This is a genomic window from Candidatus Pantoea gossypiicola, from assembly GCF_008632075.1.
GTDB classification, from domain to species: Bacteria; Pseudomonadota; Gammaproteobacteria; order Enterobacterales; family Enterobacteriaceae; genus Pantoea; species Pantoea gossypiicola.
On the sequence record NZ_VWVM01000017.1, the window covers coordinates 36303 to 61500 of the forward strand.

At 54.8% G+C, this 25198-nt stretch carries 27 protein-coding genes; 12 read left to right on the top strand and 15 right to left on the bottom strand.

The genetic code is table 11. The features are described 5' to 3' along the window. Positions 1-27 precede the first annotated feature (27 nt). Both glpK and glpX read left to right on the top strand, forming a co-directional pair. Positions 28-1539, top strand: coding sequence for a glycerol kinase GlpK (gene glpK / locus F3I20_RS18765; RefSeq protein ID WP_150038108.1), 1512 nt, complete (start codon positions 28-30; stop codon positions 1537-1539). Between the two features lie 96 nt (positions 1540-1635). Beyond that, the gene (gene glpX / locus F3I20_RS18770) at positions 1636-2646 is read left to right on the top strand and encodes a class II fructose-bisphosphatase (protein WP_150014010.1); all 1011 of its coding nucleotides are present in this window, start codon (positions 1636-1638) and stop codon (positions 2644-2646) included. Here glpX and emrD read toward each other — a convergent pair. Continuing rightward, positions 2636-3829 (bottom strand): multidrug efflux MFS transporter EmrD, encoded by a 1194-nt coding sequence (gene emrD, locus F3I20_RS18775; RefSeq protein WP_150014008.1) that lies wholly within the window; start codon positions 3827-3829, stop codon positions 2636-2638. The genes glpX and emrD overlap by 11 nt on opposite strands. 273 nt (positions 3830-4102) lie before the next feature. Between emrD and fpr the strand changes: the two genes are divergently transcribed. Beyond that, positions 4103-4849 (top strand): ferredoxin--NADP(+) reductase, encoded by a 747-nt coding sequence (gene fpr / locus F3I20_RS18780; protein ID WP_150014006.1) that lies wholly within the window; start codon positions 4103-4105, stop codon positions 4847-4849. On the opposite strand, the gene F3I20_RS18785 is transcribed toward fpr, so the two are convergent. After that, entirely contained in the window at positions 4840-5274 is a 435-nt protein-coding gene (locus F3I20_RS18785; RefSeq protein ID WP_150014004.1) for a DUF805 domain-containing protein, read from the bottom strand. The two genes, fpr and F3I20_RS18785, sit on opposite strands and share 10 nt — an antisense overlap. Positions 5275-5370: 96 nt before the next feature. On the opposite strand from F3I20_RS18785, the gene F3I20_RS18790 reads away from it, so the two are divergent. Both F3I20_RS18790 and tpiA read left to right on the top strand, forming a co-directional pair. Then, positions 5371-5961 (top strand): DUF1454 family protein, encoded by a 591-nt coding sequence (locus F3I20_RS18790; protein WP_150014002.1) that lies wholly within the window; start codon positions 5371-5373, stop codon positions 5959-5961. 120 nt (positions 5962-6081) lie between these two features. After that, on the top strand, positions 6082-6849 hold the full coding sequence (gene tpiA, locus F3I20_RS18795; RefSeq protein ID WP_150014000.1) for a triose-phosphate isomerase: 768 nt from the start codon (positions 6082-6084) through the stop codon (positions 6847-6849). A gap of 28 nt (positions 6850-6877) precedes the next feature. Here the strand turns inward: tpiA and F3I20_RS18800 are convergent, their stop codons facing one another. The 6 genes from F3I20_RS18800 to cpxP form a co-directional block, all read right to left on the bottom strand. Next, positions 6878-7651: a CDP-diacylglycerol diphosphatase gene (locus tag F3I20_RS18800; RefSeq protein ID WP_150013998.1), complete on the bottom strand. Its 774-nt coding sequence runs from the start codon at positions 7649-7651 to the stop codon at positions 6878-6880. 159 nt (positions 7652-7810) lie between these two features. Then, positions 7811-8800 (bottom strand): sulfate ABC transporter substrate-binding protein, encoded by a 990-nt coding sequence (locus F3I20_RS18805; RefSeq protein WP_150013996.1) that lies wholly within the window; start codon positions 8798-8800, stop codon positions 7811-7813. Between the two features lie 143 nt (positions 8801-8943). After that, on the bottom strand, positions 8944-9906 hold the full coding sequence (gene pfkA, locus F3I20_RS18810) for a 6-phosphofructokinase (protein WP_150013993.1): 963 nt from the start codon (positions 9904-9906) through the stop codon (positions 8944-8946). A 207-nt stretch (positions 9907-10113) separates the two neighbouring features. Then, entirely contained in the window at positions 10114-11016 is a 903-nt protein-coding gene (fieF, locus tag F3I20_RS18815; RefSeq protein ID WP_150038107.1) for a CDF family cation-efflux transporter FieF, read from the bottom strand. Between the two features lie 236 nt (positions 11017-11252). Further along, positions 11253-11408, bottom strand: a complete 156-nt coding sequence (locus F3I20_RS18820) for a con-10 family general stress protein (RefSeq protein ID WP_010258211.1) — start codon at positions 11406-11408, stop codon at positions 11253-11255. A gap of 455 nt (positions 11409-11863) precedes the next feature. Beyond that, positions 11864-12373 (bottom strand): cell-envelope stress modulator CpxP, encoded by a 510-nt coding sequence (gene cpxP, locus F3I20_RS18825; RefSeq protein ID WP_150013988.1) that lies wholly within the window; start codon positions 12371-12373, stop codon positions 11864-11866. A gap of 148 nt (positions 12374-12521) precedes the next feature. Here cpxP and cpxR point away from each other — a divergent pair, with 148 nt between their 5' ends. The 3 genes from cpxR to trmL are packed head-to-tail and all read left to right on the top strand — an operon-like array spanning position 12522 to position 15105. Then, a complete protein-coding gene (gene cpxR, locus F3I20_RS18830; protein WP_150013984.1) occupies positions 12522-13220 on the top strand; it encodes an envelope stress response regulator transcription factor CpxR in 699 nt (232 codons plus the stop codon). Continuing rightward, entirely contained in the window at positions 13217-14596 is a 1380-nt protein-coding gene (gene cpxA / locus F3I20_RS18835) for an envelope stress sensor histidine kinase CpxA (protein ID WP_003851276.1), read from the top strand. The genes cpxR and cpxA overlap by 4 nt, the downstream gene beginning before the upstream one ends. 35 nt (positions 14597-14631) lie before the next feature. Further along, entirely contained in the window at positions 14632-15105 is a 474-nt protein-coding gene (gene trmL, locus F3I20_RS18840; RefSeq protein ID WP_150013981.1) for a tRNA (uridine(34)/cytosine(34)/5-carboxymethylaminomethyluridine(34)-2'-O)-methyltransferase TrmL, read from the top strand. Here the strand turns inward: trmL and cysE are convergent. The 5 genes from cysE to F3I20_RS18865 form a co-directional block, all read right to left on the bottom strand. Then, positions 15102-15923 carry a serine O-acetyltransferase gene (gene cysE, locus F3I20_RS18845; protein ID WP_090967199.1) on the bottom strand — a complete coding sequence of 274 codons (822 nt, stop codon included), beginning with the start codon at positions 15921-15923 and terminating at the stop codon, positions 15102-15104. The two genes, trmL and cysE, sit on opposite strands and share 4 nt — an antisense overlap. Before the next feature lie 68 nt (positions 15924-15991). Then, positions 15992-17008 carry an NAD(P)H-dependent glycerol-3-phosphate dehydrogenase gene (gpsA, locus tag F3I20_RS18850; RefSeq protein ID WP_190285966.1) on the bottom strand — a complete coding sequence of 339 codons (1017 nt, stop codon included), beginning with the start codon at positions 17006-17008 and terminating at the stop codon, positions 15992-15994. After that, positions 17008-17478, bottom strand: coding sequence for a protein-export chaperone SecB (secB, locus tag F3I20_RS18855; RefSeq protein WP_150013975.1), 471 nt, complete (start codon positions 17476-17478; stop codon positions 17008-17010). The genes gpsA and secB overlap by 1 nt, the downstream gene beginning before the upstream one ends. Positions 17479-17516: 38 nt before the next feature. Continuing rightward, a complete protein-coding gene (grxC, locus tag F3I20_RS18860) occupies positions 17517-17771 on the bottom strand; it encodes a glutaredoxin 3 (protein WP_008926942.1) in 255 nt (84 codons plus the stop codon). 19 nt (positions 17772-17790) lie between these two features. Continuing rightward, a complete protein-coding gene (locus F3I20_RS18865; protein WP_013359488.1) occupies positions 17791-18222 on the bottom strand; it encodes a rhodanese-like domain-containing protein in 432 nt (143 codons plus the stop codon). Positions 18223-18474: 252 nt separating this feature from the next. Between F3I20_RS18865 and envC the strand changes: the two genes are divergently transcribed. From envC to F3I20_RS18885, 4 genes are all read left to right on the top strand, one after another. Next, the gene (envC, locus tag F3I20_RS18870; RefSeq protein ID WP_150019516.1) at positions 18475-19776 is read left to right on the top strand and encodes a murein hydrolase activator EnvC; all 1302 of its coding nucleotides are present in this window, start codon (positions 18475-18477) and stop codon (positions 19774-19776) included. A gap of 3 nt (positions 19777-19779) precedes the next feature. After that, entirely contained in the window at positions 19780-20682 is a 903-nt protein-coding gene (locus tag F3I20_RS18875) for a divergent polysaccharide deacetylase family protein (RefSeq protein ID WP_150038106.1), read from the top strand. A 102-nt stretch (positions 20683-20784) separates the two neighbouring features. Next, positions 20785-22014: a glycosyltransferase gene (locus tag F3I20_RS18880; protein ID WP_150013966.1), complete on the top strand. Its 1230-nt coding sequence runs from the start codon at positions 20785-20787 to the stop codon at positions 22012-22014. Next, complete coding sequence (locus F3I20_RS18885; protein ID WP_150013963.1) at positions 22007-22918, top strand: hypothetical protein; 912 nt, start codon at positions 22007-22009, stop codon at positions 22916-22918. Before F3I20_RS18880 ends, F3I20_RS18885 begins: the two co-directional genes overlap by 8 nt. 31 nt (positions 22919-22949) lie before the next feature. Here the strand turns inward: F3I20_RS18885 and tdh are convergent, their stop codons facing one another. Together tdh and F3I20_RS18895 are read right to left on the bottom strand one after the other, a co-directional pair. Next, complete coding sequence (gene tdh / locus F3I20_RS18890; RefSeq protein ID WP_150013960.1) at positions 22950-23978, bottom strand: L-threonine 3-dehydrogenase; 1029 nt, start codon at positions 23976-23978, stop codon at positions 22950-22952. 10 nt (positions 23979-23988) lie between these two features. Next, positions 23989-25185 (bottom strand): glycine C-acetyltransferase, encoded by a 1197-nt coding sequence (locus tag F3I20_RS18895; RefSeq protein WP_150038115.1) that lies wholly within the window; start codon positions 25183-25185, stop codon positions 23989-23991. Positions 25186-25198 lie beyond the last annotated feature (13 nt).

Here is a 25198-nt window from a genome sequence, read left to right on the forward strand (position 1 = left end):
TCACTTTTTATCATCAGGACTGAATTTATGACTACCACAGATAAAAAATATATTGTCGCGCTCGATCAGGGTACAACCAGCTCACGCGCCGTCGTTCTCGACCACGATTCCAATATCTTTGCGGTATCGCAGCGCGAATTTACTCAGATCTACCCGAAAGCGGGCTGGGTTGAGCATGATCCAATGGATATCTGGGCTTCACAAAGCTCTACGCTGGTTGAAGTGCTGGCCCATGCCGATATCCGTTCTGATGAGATTGCGGCAATTGGTATCACTAACCAGCGCGAAACCGCCATCGTGTGGGAAAAAGAGACCGGCAAACCTATCTATAATGCCATCGTCTGGCAGGACCCGCGCACCGCTGACTACTGTAACAAACTGAAGAAAGAGGGTCTGGAAGAGTACATCCAGCACACGACAGGTCTGGTAATTAACCCCTACTTCTCCGGGACGAAAGTGAAGTGGATCCTGGACCATGTTGAAGGCTCACGTGAGCGTGCAAAACGTGGTGAGCTGCTGTTCGGTACCGTTGATACCTGGCTGGTCTGGAAAATGACTCAGGGCCGCGTTCACATTACTGACTATACCAACGCCTCGCGTACCATGATGTTTAACATTCACAAGCTGGAGTGGGATCAGCGCATGCTCGATATCCTGGATATCCCGCGTGAAATGCTGCCAGAAGTGAAGTCCTCGTCTGAAGTCTACGGTCAGACCAACATCGGTGGTAAAGGCGGTACACGTATTCCTATCGCCGGTATTGCCGGTGACCAGCAGGCCGCGCTGTATGGCCAGCTGTGTGTACAGCCTGGCATGGCGAAAAACACCTACGGCACCGGTTGCTTTATGCTGATGAACACCGGTACTGAAGCGGTAACCTCGACCCACGGCCTGCTGACCACAATCGCCTGTGGCCCGCGCGGTGAAGTGAACTATGCGCTGGAAGGTGCCGTATTTATCGGGGGTGCCTCTATTCAGTGGCTGCGCGATGAGATGAAGCTGATCAGTGAAGCGGCTGACTCTGAATACTTCGCGATGAAAGTGAAAGACACCAATGGCGTTTACATGGTGCCTGCTTTCACCGGCCTGGGTGCACCCTACTGGGACCCGTATGCTCGTGGCGCAATCTTCGGTCTGACGCGCGGCGCGAACGCTAACCACATCATCCGCGCGACGCTGGAGTCGATCGCTTATCAGACGCGTGACGTGCTGGAAGCGATGCAGAATGATGCCAACACCCGCCTGCAGGCGCTGCGTGTGGATGGTGGTGCGGTGTCCAACAACTTCCTGATGCAGTTCCAGGCTGACATCCTCGGCACCCGTGTTGAGCGTCCGGAAGTGCGTGAAGTCACGGCGCTAGGTTCTGCCTATCTGGCGGGTCTGGCTGTCGGCTTCTGGCAGGATCTGGATGAAGTGCGTGCTAAAGCGGTTATTGAGCGTGAGTTCCGTCCAAGCCTGGAAACTACCGAGCGTAACTTCCGTTATGCCGGCTGGAAAAAAGCGGTTGCCCGCGCACAGGCGTGGGAAGATCAGGAGTAATCTCTGTGCCCGCGACGCTGGCCGTCGCGGGCCTTTTCCCCGCCCTGCTGCCCCGCTGTGTTACACTGCCTGCCGGTTTTTTGTCAGGTAGATGCCATGAAACGAGAACTTGCCATTGAATTTTCCCGCGTAACCGAAGCTGCCGCCCTGGCAGGCTATCACTGGTTAGGACGCGGCGACAAAAATGCAGCTGACGGCGCGGCTGTCCATGCCATGCGTCATGTCCTGAACTCCATTGAAATTGACGGTCAGATTGTGATCGGTGAAGGCGAAATCGACGAAGCGCCAATGCTCTATATTGGTGAAAAAGTCGGTACCGGTCGCGGCGATGCGGTCGATATTGCCGTCGATCCGATTGAAGGCACCCGCATGACGGCGCTTGGCCAGGCTAACGCGCTGGCCGTGATGGCCGTCGGCGATAAAGGCAGCTTTCTGCACGCCCCTGACATGTACATGGAGAAACTGATTGTCGGTCCGGCAGCGCATGGGGCGATCGACCTCGACCTGCCGCTGGAAACCAACCTGCGCAATATCGCGATAGCGATGAACAAGCCGCTGTCGCAGCTGACCGTATCGATTCTGGCAAAGCCGCGTCACGATGCGGTGATCGGCCAGTTGCAGCAGCTGGGCGTGCGGGTCTTTACCTTCCCGGATGGTGATGTCGCCGCCTCGATTCTGACCTGCATGCCGGACAGCGAAGTGGATGTGATGTATGGCGTTGGCGGCGCGCCGGAAGGCGTGGTCTCTGCGGCGGTGATCCGCGCACTGGATGGCGATATGCAGGGCCGCTTGCTGGCGCGTCATCACGTCAAAGGCGACAGCGCTGAAAACCGTCTGCTCGGCGAGCAGGAACTGCAGCGCTGTGCAGAGATGGGGATTGAAGCGGGTAAGAAGCTGACACTGAGTGAGATGGCGCGCAACGACAACGTGGTGTTTGCCGCCACCGGTATTACCAGTGGCGAGTTACTGAAAGGTATTACGCGTCAGGGCAATATCGCCACCAGCGAAACGCTGCTAATTCGCGGTAAATCACGCACCATTCGCCGCATCCAGTCGATTCACTATCTCGACCGTAAAGATCCGGCGCTCCATCCGTTTATCCTGTAACCGGCTGGTTGCCGCGCTCCGGCTGACGTGAGAGCGGCAACCAGCAGAGCAGCATCACCAGCGCCGTGAAGAACATCAGCATGCCAAGGCTGAACTGATCGCGCTGCGGCATCATGGCTGAGAGCCACGCCACCAAACCCGATCCCAGATTCTGCATCCCGCCAATCAGCGCGCCCGCGCTTCCCGCCAGCCAGGCATACGGCTCCATCGCGCCTGAAGTCGCCAGCGGAAACAGCATACCGGCACCAAAGAAGAATAGCGCGGCAGGGACCAGCAGCGTCCAGATATTCATCACGCCGAACCACGCCGGGATCCACATCAGAATGCCCGCCAGCAGGCAGCTATTCACACCCCACCACATCAGGCTGTGCCATGAACCCTGCTCGCGTCCGGCAAACCAGGCACCGAAGAACGCTGCCGGAATCGGCAGGATGAACAGGATGCTGACGGTCAGGCTGTGCAGGCCGAGCACGCCGCCCAGCAGAACGCCACAGCTCGACTCAAAGACCGCAATCCCGGCGAGCGCGCCGATCAGCAGCACAATGTAGCGGACGAAATTCGCGTCGCTGAGCAGGCGGGCGTAACGTTTGAAGAAAGGGGTCACTTCTGCACTCTGCGGCCGGGTCTCCGGCAGCCAGCGCGCCATGGAACCGGTCACCGCCAGACAGAGCAGCAGCAGAAAGGCGAAACAGGCGTGCCAGCCAAAGAGCTGGGTCAGCAGCGCACCAATCACCGGTGCCAGCAGCGGGCTGACCAGAATGCCCATGTTAAGCAGGCTGTTAGCGCGGCGCAGCGCGTGCCCCTCGTAGAGATCACGCGGCATGGTACGAGCCATCACGCCTGCCACGCCGGTTCCCAGTCCCTGAATCGCACTACCCAGCACCAGCATATCGAGTGAGGTCGCCATCAGAGCCGTGATTGCGCCGATCATAAAGATCGTCATGCCCGCCAGGATCACCGGACGACGACCCACGCTGTCTGACAGCGGACCGTAGATCAGCTGGGATCCGCCATAGGTCATCAGATAGGCCGCCATCACACGCTGCAGCGCGCCATCCCGCACATTCAGTGCATCCGCCATCACCGACATCGCCGGGACGTAGATAGTCTGTGCCATCTGCCCGACAGCCACCAGCACAATGAGCATCACCATCAGTGGGCGATTTTCCAGTTTACTAATCATGATTATGCAAAATTTCTTTCTGTGAAAGGAGGTTAAAATAGCGGTTCACCCGCCAGTCATCTTGTTATGGCGGGCAAAATATCAGGATTAGACGATAAAGCGAGAGGTAAGCGAAAAGGACCCGGCTTGCGCCTGTCAATTTTATGGGCCAGCCTGTAAAGACAAAGCAACAGTTTGTCGATTAGAGCCTTTGCCAGGGCGCAGGCTGGCAATCTCACCGGCTAGTCGCGAAAATAGTGACCTGCCTGAATAATTAACAACCAGGGAGTGATTATGGCTGAGTGGGTCAATGGTGAAGTTAAGGAAGTCAAAAACTGGACGGATGCATTGTTCAGCCTCCGGGTAAAAGCGCCCATCGATCCCTTTATTGCCGGGCAATTTGCCAAGCTGGCGCTGGAAATCGACGGTGAGCGGGTGCAGCGCGCTTATTCCTACGTTAATGCGCCAAAAGATGACCTGCTGGAGTTTTATCTGGTCACGGTGCCAGAGGGCAAGCTGAGTCCGCATCTGCAGGCACTTCAGCCGGGCGATCGGGTGATGGTCACCAAAGAAGCCGCGGGATTCTTTGTGCTGGATGAAGTCCCGGAGTGCAAAACTTTATGGATGCTGGCAACCGGCACCGCGATTGGTCCCTACCTGTCGATGCTCCAGCAGGGCGAAGGGTTGGATCGCTTTGAAAACATCGTGCTGGTGCATGCCGCACGCTATGCGGCCGACCTGAGCTTTTTGCCACTGATGCAGCAGTTGCAGCAGCGCTATCACGATAAATTGCACATCCAGACAGTGGTGAGTCGTGAAGCGATCCCCGGTTCGCTGACGGGCCGGGTCCCGGCGCTGATCGAAAACGGCGAGCTGGAGCGTGCCACCGGATTAACGCTGGATGCCGACAGCAGCCATGTGATGCTGTGCGGCAACCCGCAGATGGTGCGCGATACTCAGCAGTTACTGAAAGAGACGCGCGAGATGCGCAAACACCTGAAGCGTAAGCCGGGCCATATCACCAGTGAACATTACTGGTGAGCCATTTGCCGGTATCGCACCGGCTGCGTCGCGGTACCAAACCGGTTAGCGCCGGGGGTACCGCGAAAGACGCCAAGATCCAGCAGCAGACCAGCCATTAACACAAACGGAATGGCGCGGCCCAGCAGCCAGGGCAAAACACTACCCAGCATGCTCCAGTTTCCCGCCACCAGCAGCCAGGCAACAATCACCAGAAATCCCCAGTAACCGCGTCGATTGCGATCGTGCAGTCGTTTAACCATAACCGCGCTGGCGGGCCATAGCAGGCAGACCACGCCAAAAGCCGCCATCTGGCTATCAATCCAGTCGTTTGCTGCTAAGACGAATAATAGTGTCGTGGTCAGCAACCAGACCGCCTGCCAGATCCAGAAATCACGTCGTCCCAGTCGACCGCGCCAGGAAAAACACCATTGTTGTAACGTCATGCATTATCATCCAGAGAAGAGAACCGCCGCGCTTTTGACCTCGCGGATAAAAACCGTTTTAATTTGCGCCTGAGTTTACGGGACAGGATCGACAAAATGAAGAATTTGCCTGGCGCACTGCTGTTATCGTTTGCGCTGACGGTTCCGGTCTTTGCCGCCGATTCGCCACCGCCGGAACGGCCTGATGCGTTGCCCACCGCGCCTTATCTGCTGGCGGGCGCTCCCACCTTTGATATGACTATCGGCCAGTTTCGCGAAAAATATAATCTGGCCAATGCAGCGCTGATGCTGCCTGAGTATCGCGCTATTGATAATCGGGGTGATAAAAGCAACCTGACGCGCGCCGCCAGCAAAATTAATGAAACGCTCTATGCCTCTACCGCGCTGGAGCCCGGCACCGGCAAAATCAAGACGCTGCAGATTACCTGGCTGCCACTGCCTGGCCCTGACCAGAGCGCCTCGCAGCAAAAAGCACTGGCCTACATGACCGCCATGCTGCGCTTCTTTGTACCGGGATTAAGTGCCGACGAAGGGCGTAAAAAGCTGGAAGGTCTGCTGAAGGAAGGTAAGGATTTACCCTACTTTGCGCAGGTCGACGGCGCGCTCCGTTTTGTCGTCGCTGACAACGGCGACAAGGGGCTGACTTTCGCCATTGAGCCGGTAAAACTGTCGCTCGCAAACCCCTGAGGATGTGGCTGAAAATGACGAAAAGCAAAGCCATCACTGCATTTGATCTCTATACTGTCTGGCAGACAACGCTGCCAGCTGGCAGCGATTTTTCATGTATCGCGTTATGCGGAGGATAGAATGCGACATCCACTGGTTATGGGCAACTGGAAGTTGAATGGCAGCAAGCAGATCACGGCTGAACTGATCGCCGGTCTGCGCAAGGAACTCTCTGGCGTTGACGGTTGTGGCGTCGCCATTGCGCCGCCAGCGCTCTATCTTGAGCAGGCAAAACACGCCATCTCCGGTAGCCACATCGCCCTGGGTGCGCAGAACGTAGACGTTAACCTGTCTGGTGCGTTTACCGGTGAAGTTTCCGCTGAAATGCTGAAAGATATCGGCGCGAAATATATCATTATCGGTCACTCAGAACGCCGCACTTACCACAAAGAGAGCGACGAGTTTATCGCGAAGAAATACGCGGTACTGAAGTCAGTGGGTCTGGTCCCGGTGCTGTGCATTGGTGAAACCGAAGCAGAAAACGAAGCGGGTAAAACCGAAGAAGTCTGCGCGCGTCAGCTGGATGCCGTTCTGGAAACTCAGGGCGCTGAAGCATTTAAAGATGCGGTCATCGCGTATGAGCCCGTCTGGGCCATCGGGACCGGCAAATCTGCGACCCCTGCTCAGGCTCAGGCCGTGCACAAATTCATCCGTGCTCATATCGCGAAGAAAGATGCAGCTATCGCAGAACAGGTCATCATTCAGTATGGTGGCTCGGTTAACGACAAGAATGCAGCTGAACTGTTCACCCAGCCTGACATCGATGGTGCGCTGGTTGGCGGTGCATCACTGAAAGCAGATGCTTTCGCAGTAATCGTTAAAGCTGCGGCTGCTGCAAAAAGCGCCTGAGTATTAACGAAAAGAGCAAAGGCGGCGCTTAAGCCGCCTTTTTTATGGGCGCTATCAGCTGACAGGCGTGATCCTGCAACTCCTCGGCCGAACCACTGTTCAGCAGCAACCAGTTCCGCTCAATTGCCATCAAGACCAGTCGCCCATCGCTTAATTCAGCTAGTGCCAGCCCATATTTCCCCATCTCTGTGCGTGCCTCAGGCCGTTCTTCGGCCAGTCGGATAAATGCACTCTGCTGGGTCAGCTCATCGGTCGTCAGGGCTCGCAGCCAGTAACGGTGCTTACGCAGCGTGATGTCCTGCCACTGACCACTAAGCTGCGGCGTCAGCTGATCCAGTTTTTGACGCACATCGGCTCGCAGACAGGAGAGATGAATATGAAGCTGATTCTGTGTGCGGCCATATTGTGAATTGATAGCCAGTGACAGGACCCGATCATCAATGGGTGAGCCGCGTCGCTGTGCAAGCAGGGTTCGTTCATGCCACGCAAGGGCAAAGTAGTCAGGCGTCGCGGGTTGCAGTAACCGCGGGCTTTCGATACCGGGGATTTTGTCGAGCGGGATCAGCAGATACTGCAACGGCCCGTTCATATCTTTCAGCATGGCATAGTGATGCTGCTGATCAACACGCTGACAGGGCGCAGGGTCTCCGCTGCTTTTCTGATGAGGCAGGCATTTCTCGCTGACGATCTGCCAGAGTGCATCACTGTTCTTTTTGAAATGCAATGCAGTGGCCAGCATCCCTACAACAACCAGCGCAAGCAGAACGGCAACCAGGCGGGTTGCACGACGATTTGTCGGCATAACAACGCTTCCTGAGTGGATGAGCAGACTGCATCCTCGCCTGGCGAGAATGGAATGTCACGGGGAATTCGGGCAGATAACCCAGCCGCTGGGCAGAGAAGAGAGAGACGTGAGGGTGGCGGATAAACGGTCAGCGCAGAGCGCGCTGACCGTTATGCCTTACGGTTTCATAACCTGGTCATAGCTGCCGCCATCGGCAAAGTGGGCTTTCTGAGCCTGCGCCCAGCCACCAAACTTGTCCTGAATGGTAAACAGCTTCACCGGCGCAAAGGTGCTGGCAAACTTCTTCGCGATTTCAGCATCACGCGGACGATAGTAGTTTTGTGCAGCGATGGTCTGGCCTTCTGGTGAGTAGAGATATTTCAGATAAGCGTCAGCGACTTTACGCGTGTCCTTTTCATCCACCACTTTATCAACCACTGACACGGTCGGTTCAGCCAGAATCGATTCGCTTGGGGTGACAATCTCGAACTTGTCTTTGCCCAGCTTGTTCACCGCCAGATAGGCTTCGTTTTCCCAGGCGATCAGCACATCACCAATCCCGCGTTCAACGAAGGTGTTGGTTGCGCCACGCGCACCGGAATCCTGCACTTCAACGTTTTTAAACAGTGCTCTGACGTATGCCAGCGCTTTAGCCTGATCGCCATTGTTATGATCCAGCGCCCAGCCCCAGGCCGCCAGATAGTTCCAGCGAGCGCCTCCGGACGTTTTCGGGTTAGGGGTAATCACAGATACGCCTGGCTTCGTCAGGTCACTCCAGTCATGGATGCCCTTGGGATTATCTTTACGGACCAGGAAGACAATGGTGGAGGTGTAAGGCGCAGAGTTATCCGGCAGACGTTTGATCCAGTTCTTATCAATACGACCACGTTCGGCAATGGCATCAACATCGGATTGCAACGCCAGTGTGACCACATCCGCCCGGATGCCGTTAATCACGGAGGTCGCCTGCTTGCCGGAACCGCCATGCGACTGGCGGACCACGACATTGTCGCCGGTTTCCTGTTTGTAGTGCGCACTAAACGCTTTGTTGTACTGTTCGTACAGTTCACGCGTTGGATCGTAGGAAACGTTTAACAGCTGAATGTCTTTCGCCAGGACGCTGGTTGAGGCCAGCAACAGGGTAACGCCAATACTCCACTTGTTCATTACGCACTCTCCCAATGTCGTTATGGGCTAAGCGTGACATAAACCATTACAGAGCTAAAAGAATTAAAAATAAGCTGTTATAACCGAGGGGAATATAGAAGGGAAATGCCGGGGCATGCTGTGCAGCACACCCCGCAGGGGAATTAATAGAGTTTTTTCGCGGTGTCGAGCCAGTCACGTTTAAACGGACGCTTCATGTTTTCAATCGCATCGATAATGTCGTGATGCACCATCTTCTCGTTCTGAATGCCGACGCAACGGCCACCGTAACCCTGCATCAGCAGTTCGATGGAGTAAGCGCCCATGCGTGACGCCAGGATACGGTCATACGCACAAGGTGCACCGCCACGCTGAATATGGCCCAGAACGGTCGAACGGGTTTCACGTTTGGTTTCTGTTTCAATGAAACGCGCCAGATCGTCGATATCGCAGATGTGCTCGGTAATCGCCACGATAGCGTGCTTTTTACCTTTGGCGATGCCCGCTTTGATTTCCGCTACCAGCTCTTCGCGGGTATACGGGAACTCTGGCAGGACGATGAACTCGCAGCCACCGGCAATCGCCGCCGCCAGGGTCAGATCGCCACAGTAGCGGCCCATCACTTCAACAATCGAAATACGCTGATGCGAAGAAGAGGTGTCACGCAGGCGGTCAATCGCTTCAACGACAGTTTCCAGCGCAGTGAAATAACCGATGGTGTAATCCGTTCCGGCCACGTCGTTATCGATGGTGCCTGGCAGACCAATGCAGGGGAATCCCATTTCAGTCAGGCGCTTAGCACCCATGTAAGAGCCGTCCCCACCAATCACAACCAGCGCATCAATACCGCGCTTTTTCATGTTCTCAATGGCAACCTGACGCACATCTTCATTACGGAACTCAGGGAAGCGCGCTGAGCCCAGGAACGTGCCGCCACGGTTAATCATGTCGGAGACGCTGTAGCGATCCAGATTGATCATGCGATCTTCGTACAATCCCAGATAACCGTCATAGATCCCAAAAACTTCCAGTCCTTCACTCAGCGCGGAACGTACCACTCCACGAATAGCTGCGTTCATGCCTGGGGCGTCACCGCCGCTGGTCAATACACCAATTTTTTTGATCATGACAACCTCTGGATTGTTCAAAACTAAGGGTTAATCCTGCCTGTCGATCGCTGCTGAAGATCATTTTACGATTAGCGCGACATGTGATGGCAGATAGTATATCAAAGGCTTGCTGCTGAATTGATTCAGGTCAGACAACTTTTCACTATTTTTTGCAGCAATGTTAGCGTTACGTCATTCCTTTCGTATCGATTTGATTCATTTACGTTAAAAACCTAAAGAATCTTCTCTCTCGAACGGTACCACAGAACAGGGATCCTGATGGATAATTACGTCTGACCCAGGAAATTCTTTGCGTAACGCCTTCTCAACCTGATCGGCTACCCGGTGCGCCTGCACCAGTGGTAACTGGTCTTCCAGTTCCAGATGGAGCTGAATAAATTTAGTCGGGCCGGACTGGCGGGTTCGCAGATCGTGGACGCCCTGCACCTGTGGCCAGTTTGTCGCCAGCGTCAGAATCTGCTGCCGCTCCTCTTCCGGCAGCGCGCGATCCAGCAATGACTGCACCGCCTCATAGCCCATACGTAATGCACTGTAGAGAATGAAAATGCCAATCCCCAGCGCGAACAGGGCATCTGCCCGGACAAAGCCATAGCTGCTCAGGAGCAGCGCGATCAGAATGGCACCATTCATGATGACGTCCGACTGATAGTGCAGCATGTCAGCCCGAATCGCCTGGCTGCGGGTTTTACGCACCACCCAGCGCTGAAAGGCGACCAGCACCAGCGTTGCGCTCAGTGCCACAACGGTCACCACAATGCCGATGCCGGGTGCCCGCATCTCACCGGGCGAAGCAAGATGCTGGAGGCCGGTCAGAAACAGAAACAGCGCTGAGCCGGAGATAAACATACTTTGCGCCAGTGCTGCCAGCGACTCCGCTTTGCCGTGCCCGAAAGTATGATCTTCGTCAGCCGGTTGCAGCGCATATCGCACCACCAGCAGATTGGTCAGCGATGCGGCAATATCCACCAGCGAGTCCACCAGGGAAGCCAGCAAACTCACCGAACCGGTATACCACCAGGCAAAAATTTTCACGATTAACAGCAAAGACGCAAGTATGGTGGCGGCCAGCGCAGCACGCTTTACCAGTCGGCCATAAGAGGGTTGCATGCCAGATTCCCTATGCAGCATCAGCGATGATGCGTACTCAAATGAAAGAATGGCTAAAGTTTAACACCAGGAGGCGGGCAGTGCTTAGCGGGTCATCCAACGGTTCAGTCTCTTTTGGCGAAGCGCGGCAGGCATAAAAAACAAGCCCCGACCTCGGAGAGGACGGGGCAAAGTGTCATACACATCAGCGTCAGACCACAGTCAGATACTGGTCTGTGCTGAGAAAAAAGCGACGATTACTTTTTGCCGCCCTTTTTCCCTGCTTCTGATGCTTTTTCACGATCGTTTTTAAAATTTCCGCCGCCGCTGCTCTGGCCGCCTTTCTTACCGGCTTCAGACGCTTTTTGCGGATTATCTGCGAAATTACCTGAACCACCACGATGCTCTGCCATAACTTACTCCGTTAATAGATTCATTCAGGACTACATAATGTGGTTGTTGCTCCCTGAGACTTCGCAAAGACACTTAACTTCCCTGCAGTGACAGAATTAAGTGTAGAGGGTGCGCCTGAACCGGCAAGCGTAACGCGGGAAAAGCAACGCATTGAAAGTAAAGATAAAAGCCTCTATGAGAAGGCTGTAAGTCTATTATTTTCAGTGGCTTAAATTATTTAAATAGCCTTGCGATGCTTGCCGGTACGTTTAAAATTACGCAATAGCCTGAATAGTCAATAATCATCGAGCCTGACAAACAAACGTTAAACAAGCGCTAATAAAATGGGGGTTTTGTTGCGTGGTGATGATTCCGGTCAAATTAAAAAAAGCGAAAAAAAGATAAAAAAAACCCCCACCATCATGGTGGGGGAAGACAGGGATGTGTCTATGGCAAGGAAAACAGGGATACTATGTTACTGGTTACTGCTGGTACTACTCACTGCCTGCAGCGATGACGCTGACTGCAGATTCGAAAACTGTCGCAGCTCATTAAGTCGCCGCTGGTAATTCTTCTGCAACGTGGCCTGCTGGTCCGGCGTTAGCAGTTGAAACATTTGATTCTGTACGCGCGCCATCTCAACCTGCTGTTCAACCTGAACTCTGGCGATGACTTCCGCCTTTGCGCGGATGGCCGCTTCGTTAAACTGGTCTGCAGTCACCAGGTCGTGTAGTGCTGCGATATCGTCAATATGAACGACCGGGCGCTCATGTCGGGCCTGTTGCATCAGGTCTCGCATCTGCTGACGCTGTTCTTCGGTCAGCTCGATACCATCGAACATGTGGCTTTGCGGATTTTGCGTCATACTGCCTGTCGGCAATCCGCCATGATGCATCTCGTCAATCGTCGTCGCATCTTTAGCACCTGCGCTGGCGACGCTCAGAGCCATCGCTGAGGCAAGGACGACGGCGGTTAATTTGCGCATCGTGTACTCCAGTTCGTTCCGTTTTGCGATTCAACGAGAGCCAGTGTACGGCGACAGCTGCAAACATCCGTCAGGGGGTGTAAAACTACGTAAAGCGATAGATAGGTGCGCCAGGAACACGGTATTTTGCCTGCGGAGGGCTACAAAAATGAATAAAATCCTGTTGGTAGATGACGACCGCGAATTAACTTCGCTTTTAAAAGAACTGTTAGAAATGGAAGGGTTTGAAGTGTTGGTAGCCAGCGATGGTGAACAAGCGCTGAACCTGCTCGATAACTCTATTGATTTGCTTTTACTGGATGTCATGATGCCGAAGAAAAACGGTATCGACACTCTGAAAGAACTGCGTCAGCAACATCAAACCCCCGTCATCATGCTAACGGCACGCGGCAGCGAGCTGGATCGCGTACTGGGACTCGAACTCGGCGCAGATGACTATCTGCCTAAACCGTTTAACGATCGTGAACTGGTGGCGCGTATCCGCGCGATTCTGCGTCGCTCAAACTGGAGTGAACAGCAGCAGCAACACGACAACAGCTCGCCCACACTGGAAGTGGACTGCCTGCGGCTCAATCCTGGTCGCCAGGAGGCGAGTTTTGATGATGTCACGCTGGATCTCACCGGCACAGAGTTCACCCTGCTTTATCTGCTGGCGCAGCATCTGGGCCAGGTCGTATCGCGTGAACATTTAAGTCAGGAAGTGCTGGGCAAGCGTCTGACGCCGTTTGACCGCGCCATCGATATGCATATCTCGAATCTGCGTCGCAAGCTGCCTGAGCGCCGTGACGGTCATCCGTGGTTTAAAACCTTACGTGGCCGCGGCTACCTGATGGTTTCGGCATCATGATTGGAAGTCTGACCACCCGTATCTTCGCCATCTTCTGGTTAACGCTGGCGCTGGTGTTGATGCTGGTGCTGATGGTGCCCAAGCTCGATTCACGACAGATGACCTCGCTGCTGGAGAGTGAACAGCGGCAGGGCATCATGATTGAGCAACATGTCGAAGCAGAGCTGTCACAGGATCCCCCTAATGATCTGATGTGGTGGCGTCGTCTGTTTCGTGCCGTAGAAAAGTGGGCACCGCCGGGTCAGCGGCTGCTGTTAGTGACCAGTGAAGGTCGGGTGATTGGGGCGCAACATAACGAAATGCAGGTTATTCGCAACTTTATCGGCCAGTCTGATAACGCCGATCATCCGCAGAAAAAGAAATATGGTCGAGTTGAGCTGGTAGGGCCTTTCGCCGTACGGGATGGCGAAGATAACTACCAGCTTTACATGATCCGTCCCGCCAACAGTTCCCAGCTCGATTTCGTTAATCTGCTGTTTGACCGTCCGTTGCTGTTGCTTATTGTCACCATGCTCATCAGCTCACCGCTGCTGCTGTGGCTCGCCTGGAGTCTGGCACGGCCGGCGCGTAAGCTGAAATATGCCGCCGATGAAGTCGCAAGCGGAAACCTGCGCCAGCATCCGGAACTGGAGTCAGGCCCACAGGAGTTTCTGGCAGCGGGTTCCAGCTTTAACCAGATGGTGAGTGCGCTGGAGCGAATGATGACCGGTCAGCAACGTCTGCTATCGGATATCAGCCATGAACTCCGCACCCCGCTTACCCGCCTGCAACTGGCTACCGCGCTGCTGCGCCGGCGTCAGGGCGAAGGTAAAGAGCTGGGCCGCATTGAGATGGAAGCACAGCGTCTCGATGGCATGATCAACGATCTGCTGGTGCTGTCGCGCACCCAGCATAAAAATGCGCTGGTCAGCGAAGCGATGAAGGCGAATCAGTTGTGGAATGGGGTGCTGGAAGATGCCCGTTTTGAGGCTGAGCAGATGGGTAAGAAGATGGATATCCCCTACCCGCCCGGTCCATGGCCGCTCTACGGCAACCCTCATGCGCTGGAGAGTGCGCTGGAAAATATCGTCCGCAATGCGCTGCGCTATTCACACACGCACATCAGCGTCAGCTTCTCCGTCGATATTTCCGGTATCACGGTACATGTTGATGATGATGGTCCTGGCGTGAGTCCGGAAGACCGTGAGCAGATTTTCCGGCCCTTCTACCGTACCGATGAAGCGCGCGATCGCGAATCAGGCGGCACGGGACTTGGCCTGGCCATTGTTGAAACGGCAGTGCAGCAGCATCGCGGCTGGGTTAAAGCCGATGACAGTCCACTGGGCGGCCTGCGTCTGACCCTCTGGTTGCCGCTCTACTCCTCCGGTCGTCAATAATTTGCTATGCTTCGGCCCCTGTCATCGGGGGCCTTATGCTTAACATTGTCTTGTTTGAACCAGAAATTCCGCCAAATACCGGCAATATCATTCGCCTGTGCGCCAATACGGGCTTCCAGCTTCATCTGATTCAGCCGCTCGGCTTCGCCTGGGATGACAAGCGTTTACGTCGCGCCGGGCTGGATTACCACGAATTCACGTCCATAAAATTCCATGCTGACTATCAGGCATTTATCGCCACGGAGTCGCCTGAACGTCTGTTTGCGCTGACGACCAAAGGTACGCCCGCACACAGTGCCGTCGCGTATCAGGCGGGTGATTATCTGCTGTTTGGACCTGAGAGCCGTGGACTGCCCGCTGAGATCCTGGCGGCGTTACCCGCGCAGCAGAAAATCCGCATCCCAATGAGAGCGGAAAGCCGCAGCATGAATTTATCGAATGCCGTCTCAGTAGTGGTCTATGAAGCGTGGCGCCAGCTTGATTACGCGGGCGCACTGATTAAAGACTAGATGCCGTCGCCAAACTGAAAACCGGCCAGGCTGCCATTGAAGTGCTGATCCATATCCATTGACGGCTTTTCACTGCCTGGCTTGCCGACGATACGCGCGGGTACGCCTGCTGCCGTGGTGTGTGGTGGCACAGGCTGTAACACCACAGAGCCCGCGCCGATTTTTGCTCCCCTGCCGACTTCAATATTCCCCAGCACTTTCGCACCGGCACCAATCATCACCCCTTCACGGATTTTCGGATGACGGTCGCCGCTGGTTTTGCCGGTACCGCCCAGCGTCACCGACTGCAGGATAGAGACATCATTCTCAACCACGGCGGTTTCACCAATCACAATGCCTGTAGCATGGTCGAGCATGATGCCATGGCCTATATTCGCGGCGGGATGAATGTCGACGGCAAAGGAGACAGAGATTTCATTCTGCAGATAAACCGCCAGCGCACGCCGGCCTTCATTCCACAGCCAGTGACCAATGCGGTAGGCCTGAAGCGCATGAAATCCTTTGAGATAGAGCAGCGGCGTAGAGTATTTGTCCACTGCCGGGTCGCGCTGGCGCACCGCCTGAATATCGTAAGCCGCAGACATAATCATCGATGGATCTTCACGGTAGGCTTCTTCAACGATTTCACGAATGGCGATAGCGGGCATAATCGGGTTAGCCAGCTTGTTGGCCAGCATATAACTCAGTGCGCTACCGAGATTTTCATGCTTGAGCAATGTCGCGTGGAAGAAACTGGCCAGCATCGGCTCACAATCAGCCAGGGCGCGCGCTTCTGCTTTGATATTATTCCAGACCAGTTCTAACTCATCAGACGACATTGCTGTTTTCTCCCGATAAAAAAAGCGCCTGATTGGGCGCTGCAGGTGATGATGCTACGCGTCCTGCGTTAGCTGATGCTGTTTTCGTCCTTCCTTGTTCGTCCCAGCAGGCTCAATGCTGCATCTCTCGCCGGTTTTTCGCAATACAACACCTGATAAATCTGCTCAGTGATCGGCATTTCAACACCAAAACGTGCAGCCAATGCTTTGACTTCTTTGGTATTTCTGTAGCCTTCTACAACTTGTCCGATAATGCGTTGTGCGCTATCTACATCCTCGCCCTGGCCCAGCATCATGCCAAAACGACGATTTCGCGACTGATTATCGGTACAGGTCAGCACCAGATCGCCCAGACCGGCCATACCCATAAAGGTGGTGGGATCGGCACCCAGCGCTGCGCCCAGCCGGCTCATTTCAGCCAGACCGCGGGTGATCAATGCAGTACGCGCATTCGCGCCAAAACCAATTCCGTCGGACATCCCGGCACCAATAGCGATGACGTTTTTTACCGCGCCGCCCAGCTGTACGCCGATGAAATCAGGATTGTTATAAACGCGGAAGCTTTTACCGCAGTGCAGCTTCTGCTGCAGGTCGTCCGCAAACTGCGCATCTGTAGCGGCCAGTGCGATGGCTGTGGGTAATCCTGCCGCCAGCTCTTTCGCAAAGGTCGGCCCGGAGATCACGGCCAGCGGAATAGCATCGCCCACAATTTCACGTGCCACGTCCTGCAGCAGACGCCCCGTCTCTTTTTCCAGTCCTTTGGTCGCCCAGACAATACGCGAGTCTGGACGCAGATGAGGTTTAATCTGCTGCAGCACATCGCCAAACACATGACTCGGCACCACGATTAATAAATCGCGGCTGGCGGCAATGGTTTTGGTCAGATCAGGCTCAAGGGAGAGATTGTCGGGGAACGAAACATCGGGCAGGAAAGCAGTGTTGCAGCGGTCAGTCTGAAGTTGCGCCAGATGCGCCGGGTTATGTCCCCACAACAGCACCGGGTGGCCGTTACGGGCCAGCGTAATCGCCAAAGCGGTGCCGTAAGAACCGGCACCGATGACGCTAATCGAAGCGTGAGTTGTCATCAGGCATCCTGATGTGGTTCAGCACCTTCTTCACCTTGTTGCTGCTGCAGGTAGTTCATGAACAGCGCATCAAAGTTAACCGGTGCCAGGTTCAGCTGCGGGAAGGTACCACGTGATACCAGGCTGGTAATGCATTCGCGTGCGTATGGGAACAGAATGTTCGGGCAGTATGCCCCCAGGCAATGTGCCATCTGCGTTCCTTCGATACCGCTGATGGTGAAAATACCGGCCTGTTGAACTTCACACAGGAAAGCGGTTTCTTCGCCCACATTTGCGGTTACAGTCACACGAAGTACCACTTCGTAAACTTCGTCAGCCAGCTGAGAAGATGCAGTGTCCAGGTCCAGCTTAACGTCCGGTTCCCACTCTTTCTGGAAAACCTGCGGGGCATTTGGCGCTTCAAAAGAGATATCTTTAGTGAATACGCGCTGAATCTGGAACTGCATTTCGTTGGTGTTGTGTTCTGACATGTGACCAAATCCTATATATGAGGTTGTCCGGCGTAAAATTACGCCTGCAGTAAGGGATCTAAACCTTCGCGATTATCGAGTGCGAATAAGTCATCGCAGCCGCCAATGTGCTGCGCATCAATAAAAATCTGAGGCACGGTGGTACGACCGCTACGCTTGATCATCTCTTCGCGCTTCGCCATATCACCATCGATAGGGATTTCCTGAAACGAAACGCCTTTTTGCGTTAACAGCGCCTTCGCACGATGGCAGTAAGGACAGGTGGCCTTGGTATACATTTCAACATTTGCCATGATCAGCACCTTTGTAAGATTATTTACCGCGAACTAACGGCAGATTTTCGCCGCTCCAGCCACTGATGCCCTCTTTCAGCACTGAAACCTGCTCAAAGCCTGCCGCGCTGAGATGTGCAGCAGAATCGCCTGCGCTTTGTCCGGTTGCACACACCACAATTATGGGCTGCGCTTTATGCTTTGCCAGTTCGTCGAGGTTGCCTTTTTTAATCTCAGCGGCTGCCACATTCAGCGCACCTGAAATATGCCCCCTGCGGAAATCGTCGCGCGAACGCACGTCTACTACTACCGCGTCCTCTTTGTTAATCAGGCGGGTGGCTTCACCGCGGCTGATCGTTTTTACCTTAGAGAACATTCCTTTAACGGTAGTCACAATCACCATAACGAGTAAAACGACCCATGCCAGACTCAGGATGGGGTGATTGCTTGCAAACTGCATAATTTCTTGCATGAGGGGTAACGACTCCAGACCGGGCTAATAAGCTAAAACAAGGGTTCTGAGTATACCTGCGCCACTTCGCATGTACAGATGCTATGCGGCCAGAGTATCGATTTGTGCTCCATTTTCCAAAAAAAGTGGCTGAAAGGCAAAAATGGCGTAAGGGTTAATCCATGTCATGGCGAAAGTGGACATAACTGGAAAAGCAAATGCCCGCTGGCAGCACTGGTAAGCGGCGGTTCATCGTGGAATAATCATTGGCCTATGAAGGGAAAAACAACCGTTTCGCACACAAGGACCCGTCCCAACGGCGATAACCTGCCGTTGTTCACACACCTGTCCAGCCTCTCCCTTAGTCTGCTTTGCGCGGGAGCCCTGTTGTTGCCTGCCGCTGCTCACAGCGCAGAGGACAGTAAATCTCAGCTGCAATCCATTCAGCAAAACATTGCGGCAAAAGAGAAAAGCGTTAAAGCGCAGAAACTGCAGCGCAGCAAACTGCTGGATCAGTTGCAGAGCCAGGAGAAAGTCATCGCGCTGGCGAGCCGTCAGTTGCGTGACACCCGCAATAGCCTCACCGCTCTGAATGACGAAATCAGGCAGCTCGCTGCCTCCATCGCCCGCCTTGAAAAACAGCAAACTCAGCAGGAAAGCCTGCTTTCTGAGCAACTTGATGCGGCATTTCGTCAGGGTCAGCACAGCGGCGTACAGCTGTTGATGGGCGGTGAAGAGAGCCAGCGCAGTGAGCGTATTCTGGCCTATTTCGGCTACCTGAACGCTGCCCGCCAGAAAAGTATCGAATCGCTGCAAAAGACTCGTGAGGATTTGGATCAGCAACGTGCCTCGCTGGAGCAGAAGCAACAGCAGCAGAAAGAGTTATTAGCACAGCAGCAGGGCCAGCAGCAGAAGCTGCAACAGGCGAGCGAAGCGCGTAAAAAGACCCTGACGTCACTGGAAAGCGCGCTGGAAAAAGATCAGGCCGATCTGGTCGAGATGCGTCAGAACGAAAGCCGTCTGCAGGATAAGATCGCTCGCGCGGAACGCGAGGCGCGTGAGCGGGCAGCACGTGAAGCCCGTGAGGCGGAAAAAGTGCGTCAGCGTCAGGCGCAGGCGAAAGCCAAAGGCTCCAGTTATCAGCCAACCCAGAGCGAACGTGAACTGGTAGCCCGCACGGGTGGACTGGGGCGCGCGGGCGGACAGGCGTTGTGGCCGGTGCGCGGACGTATTGAACATCGCTTTGGTGAACAGCTGCAGGGTGAACTGCGCTGGAAAGGACTGGTGATTGATGCGCGGGAAGGTACCGAGGTGAAAGCTATCGCGGATGGTCGTGTGCTGATGGCCGACTGGTTGCAGGGCTACGGACTGGTGGTTGTGCTGGAGCACGGCAAAGGTGATATGAGCCTGTATGGCTACAACCAAAGCGCGCTGGTGAGCGTGGGTACGCAGGTGAAGGCAGGACAGCCTATCGCACTGGTGGGCACCAGTGGTGGCCGCGGTACCCCGTCGCTCTATTTTGAAATCCGACGTCAGGGACAGGCCGTCAATCCACTCCCGTGGTTAGGAAAATAAGTTTTGCTGCAACGTCGAAAAATTTCCATTCTGTTGAGCGCCTTACTGTTCAGCTACGCTGCACAGGCGGGCAAACTGGCTATTGTCATCGATGATGTCGGCTATCGCCCTGCTGAAGAGAACAAAGTCCTGCAGATGCCGCAGGCTATTTCAGTGGCGGTCTTGCCCAACGCGCCCCATGCCCGTGAAATGGCGACTAAAGCACATCAGAGTGGTCACGAAGTGCTGATCCATCTGCCGATGGCACCACTGAGCAAACAGCCGCTGGAAAAAGATACCTTAACGCCGGAGATGAGCAGCGAAGAGGTGACCCGCATCATGCGTAATGCGGTTAACAACGTGCCTTATGCTGTCGGTCTGAACAACCACATGGGCAGCAGGATGACCTCAAGCCTGCCCGGCATGCAAAAGGTGATGCAGGCGCTGAACCACTACAATCTCTACTTTCTGGATAGCATGACCATCGCCAACAGTCAGGCGATACCTGCCGCGCAGGGTACCCAGGTCAAAGTGTTAAAACGCCGGGTATTCCTTGATGACAGCCAGGATATTAACGCCATTCGTCAGCAGTTCAGCCGGGCAGTGAAACTGGCACAGCGCGACGGTTATGCGATTGCGATTGGTCACCCTCACCCGACTACCGTACGGGTGCTGCAGCAGATGTTACCCACACTGCCAGCCGACATTACGCTGGTTCGACCCAGCCAGCTGCTGAATGAATCACTCCGAAGCGGCTCACGGACACCTGCGGCTCCGGCAAAACCGATACCACCACGTTTCCAGCCTGCCGCCCAGTGTCAAGCGAAGCAACCGCTGGCACCGGTTGCGGCGACCCGAGCCTTAGGGGTCATCGCTGAAAGTGTGAATCACAGCCCACTGTTTACCACGCTAAAAAATCTGTTCTGATTTGCTATGAATGCTAAGTCTCCGTCTTAGCGTTCATTTATACGCAGAAATTACTATAATCCTGGGTCGGGCGATAACGGCTGTGCGGAAACAGTGATAGGGATGACGATAAATAAACAAAAAATCCTGCTGCTGGATAACGGCAGAGAGTGGGGCGGCGGCACCAACAGTATGCTGGAGCTGCTGAAGCGTATCGATCGTCAAAAATTTGATATCACCTGCTGCTTCTACCATAACTACAGCCGTGGCAACGACGAAACGATTGAGGCCACGTTGAATGCGCTGGCCATTCCGGTCTTTTTTATTCCGCAAATCAAACAGCCACGCTGGGCAAAATTTGTTAAAGAAGCCGTGCGCGCGCTGCTGTTTTTCAATAAACAGCTCAAGAAGCGCGCTATTGATGAGATTGATACGCGCTGGCGAATTATGCCCAATGCCAGCAAAATCAATTCACTGCTGCAGTTGGGTAACTTCGACACGCTCTATATGAATAACCAGCCCAGCACCAATGTGGAAGGTTATCTGGCCGCGCGCAGCCTCGACGTTGCGGTGGTTCAACACTGCCGTATCGATCCGGTTCTGGAACCGCGGCTGGTCAGCATGGTGAATCAGGATTGTCAGGCTGTGATTGCCGTTTCTCAGGGCGTCAATAACACCCTGCGACGCCATGGTATCGATGCGGAACGCTGTTTTACCGTCAGTAATGCTATCGACGTTCACCAGACTCTGCCTGACCGCCTTGAAGTCCGCCAGCGTTTTAAACTCTCTCCTTCGACCTTTGTATTTGGCACTATCGGCTCCCTGATATTGCGCAAATCTAATCACCATATCCTGCAGGCGCTGGGCCGTTTTAAACGCGCAAATCCCGATGCAGACTGGCGGATGGTGATTGTCGGCGCGGGTCCGGAACTTCAGCATCTGCTGCAGCTTGCTACAGCAGAGCACATCCAGCAGCACGTGGTTTTTACGGGCTTTCAGAATAATGCTCTCGATTACCTCACGGCTTTTGATGCGTTTATTCTGGCCTCACGCAGTGAAGGTTTACCCCGGGTTGTGCTGGAGGCGATGCTGGTGAATACCGCCGTTGTGGGATCCCGTGTGGTCGGCACTGCCGAATTGATCAGTCATGACGAAACCGGGCTGCTGTTTGATTATGGCAACGTGGTACAACTGACCCAGCACCTGACCGCACTGTGGCAGGATACGGAATTGCGTCAACGCCTGACCAATGCGGCAGCGAAACGCGTACGTGAACAGTACGCCATTGAAACCTATATCAGCGGCGTCGAGAATATTCTGCAAAGCGTCGCCAAAAAGAAACCTCATGCTTAATTTTTTAAATCCCCGTTACCGCCATATCAGAGCGCGCCATAACCTGCCTTATTCGCAAAAAGAGGTTCAGGGCACTGTGCCGGTCACGTCTGTCGTGATCCCCTGCACGGGCGCGGACTATATTGAAGAAGCCCTGCTCAGTGCCGATTTTGCGGCGCGTTTCGCGACGGAGACAAAAGAGGTCGTGATTGTCAGCGATCAGCCAGCGCACGCCTTTGGCAGCCTGCCGGCTAAAACCCGCGTGGTGACGCTGGATGTTCCGCATCGGGAAGAAAATTATCGCTATAAGCAAATCTATCGCAGTCGTTTGATCAAGTTGCAGGCACCTTTGCAGGCAGAAGGCGACGGTATTCTGATGATCGATTCCGACCTCAATCTGCTTAAGATGCCGCAGATTATGATGAAACCCGGCCATCTCTATTCCAGCTTCCGTCAGGGGAAAATGATTGCCAAGCTGGACGGTGCGCCGGAAGCGGCGATCCCCGCCTACTATCCGCATAGTATCCGGCCTTATCTGGCAGACCACGTAAATGGCGCTTACCTGGCTGCCACCCGTGAAGTCTGGCAGCGCATTTCGCCGCTTTGGCTGACGCTGTTTAATGATACCTGGAATTTAATGAACGACAGCCAGCCGCCTACTGACCAGCTGCCGCTCGCGGTGTTGCTCGACATGCTGGATATTAAAACTGTCAATCTGGGGGAATGGGCTAACTGGCCGGTCTCAAAAAAAATTGGCGGTCAGTCGGCAGTCATCCCGCCGGATGTGGTTGGGGCGCATGGCGGCTTTCCGCTGTCGGAATGGCAAAAATACCTGGCCGACCCGCAGCAGCCGCTGAACTTTAAAGGTCAGGATTACACGCGCAAAGTGCGCTACCTGACCGACGAAGAGAAGAAGCAAAGCTAATCAGGCGGCCGCCACATTGGCGGCCGTTGCTTTAATCCCAGCTCAGTATCACTTTCCCCGATCGTCCTGAACGCATCTCATCGAAGCCCTGCTGGAAATCGTCAATGCCAAAGCGATGGGTAATCACTGGCGTTAAATCGAGGCCGGACTGAATCAGCGCCGCCATTTTGTACCAGGTTTCAAACATCTCACGGCCATAGATGCCTTTGATGAAAAGCCCCTTAAAGATTACCTGGTTCCAGTCGATTGCCATTTCACCCGGCGGGATACCCAGCAGTGCGATACGCCCACCGTGATTCATCACCTCCAGCAATGAACGGAAGGCAGGAGGTGCGCCTGACATCTCCAGCCCGACATCAAATCCTTCCGTCATACCCAGCGAATGCATCACTTCCCGCAGGTCTTCATTCGCCACATTGACCGCGCGCGTGACGCCCATTTTCCGCGCCAGTGCCAGTCGATACTCATTGATGTCAGTAATCACCACATTGCGTGCGCCGACATGCCGACAGACCGCGGCGGCCATGATGCCGATAGGACCCGCGCCGGAGATCAGTACATCCTCGCCGACCAGATCGAACGAGAGTGCGGTGTGCACCGCATTGCCGAACGGATCAAAGATTGCCGCCAGTTCATCGGAAATGTTGTCGGGAATTTTAAATGCATTAAAGGCGGGGATGACCAGATACTCCGCAAAGCAGCCCTGACGGTTAACGCCCACGCCCATCGTGTTGCGGCATAAATGGGTGCGTCCGGCGCGGCAGTTGCGGCAGTGTCCACAGGTAATATGCCCTTCGCCCGAAACCCGGTCTCCAATCGTAAAGCCTTTCACTTCCTGTCCAATCGCCACCACCTCACCCACATACTCATGCCCGACAATCATCGGCACCGGAATGGTTTTGCGCGACCAGTCATCCCAGTTGTAGATATGGACATCGGTGCCGCAGATGGCGGTTTTACGAATCTTAATCAGCAGATCGTTATGCCCCGGCTCTGGAACCGGGGCATCGGTCACCATCCAGATGCCCGCTTCCTTCTTCAGCTTGGCGAGTGCTTTCATGACGGACTCCTCAGGCGATGACGCCCAGTTGTTTGCCGATGCGGGTAAAGGCCGCCACCGCACGTTCCAGCTGTTGCTGGGTGTGCGCCGCAGAGATCTGGGTGCGAATGCGTGCCTGACCTTTTGGCACCACCGGATAGAAGAAGCCAGTCACATAGATGCCTTCCAGTTGCAGCAGGCGGGCAAACGCCTGGGCGACGCTGGCTTCTCCCAGCATCACCGGGATAATGGCGTGATCGGCACCGGCCAGCGTAAAGCCCGCCGCCGTCATCTGCTCGCGGAAGTAACGGGCGTTGTCCCACAGACGCTGACGCAGTCCGTCGCCTTCACTGAGCAGATCCAGCACCCGCAGCGAGGCGGCCACAATGGCCGGAGCCAGCGAGTTAGAGAACAGATAGGGACGGGAACGCTGGCGTAACCACTCCACGACGTCGGCTTTTGCTGCGGTATAGCCACCTGATGCGCCGCCAAGCGCTTTACCCAGCGTGCCTGTAATGATGTCTACCCGGCCCATGACGTCACAATATTCATGGGTGCCGCGTCCGGTGTTCCCGACAAAGCCCACCGCATGGGAATCATCCACCATCACCAGCGCGGAGAACTCATCAGCCAGATCGCAAATGGCTGACAGATTCGCAATCACCCCATCCATTGAGAAGACACCATCGGTGGCAATCAGAATATGACGGGCACCTTTATTGCGCGCTTCCTGTAAACAGGCACGCAGCTGCGCCATATCGTTATTGCCATAGCGATAACGCTGCGCTTTGCACAGCCGGACGCCGTCGATAATTGAGGCATGATTCAGCGCATCCGAGATAACGGCATCCTGCGCATCGAGCAGGGTTTCAAACAGGCCGCCGTTCGCATCGAAACAGGAGGAGTAGAGAATGGCATCCTCCATGCCGAGAAACTCAGCCAGCCGCTTTTCCAGCTGTTTATGGCTGTCCTGCGTGCCGCAGATAAAGCGCACCGACGCCATGCCGAAACCGTGCGAATCCATCCCCTCTTTCGCCGCCTGAATCAGCGCCGGATGGTTCGCTAAACCTAAGTAGTTATTGGCGCAGAAGTTAATCACTGCCGGCTCGCTGCCAACCGCGATCTCCGTCTGCTGGGCAGAGGTAATGATCCGCTCCTGTTTAAACAGTCCTTCCTGACGTGCATCATCAAGTTGCTGACGAAGTTGTTGATAAAATTGCGCAGGCATCATTGCTCTCCTC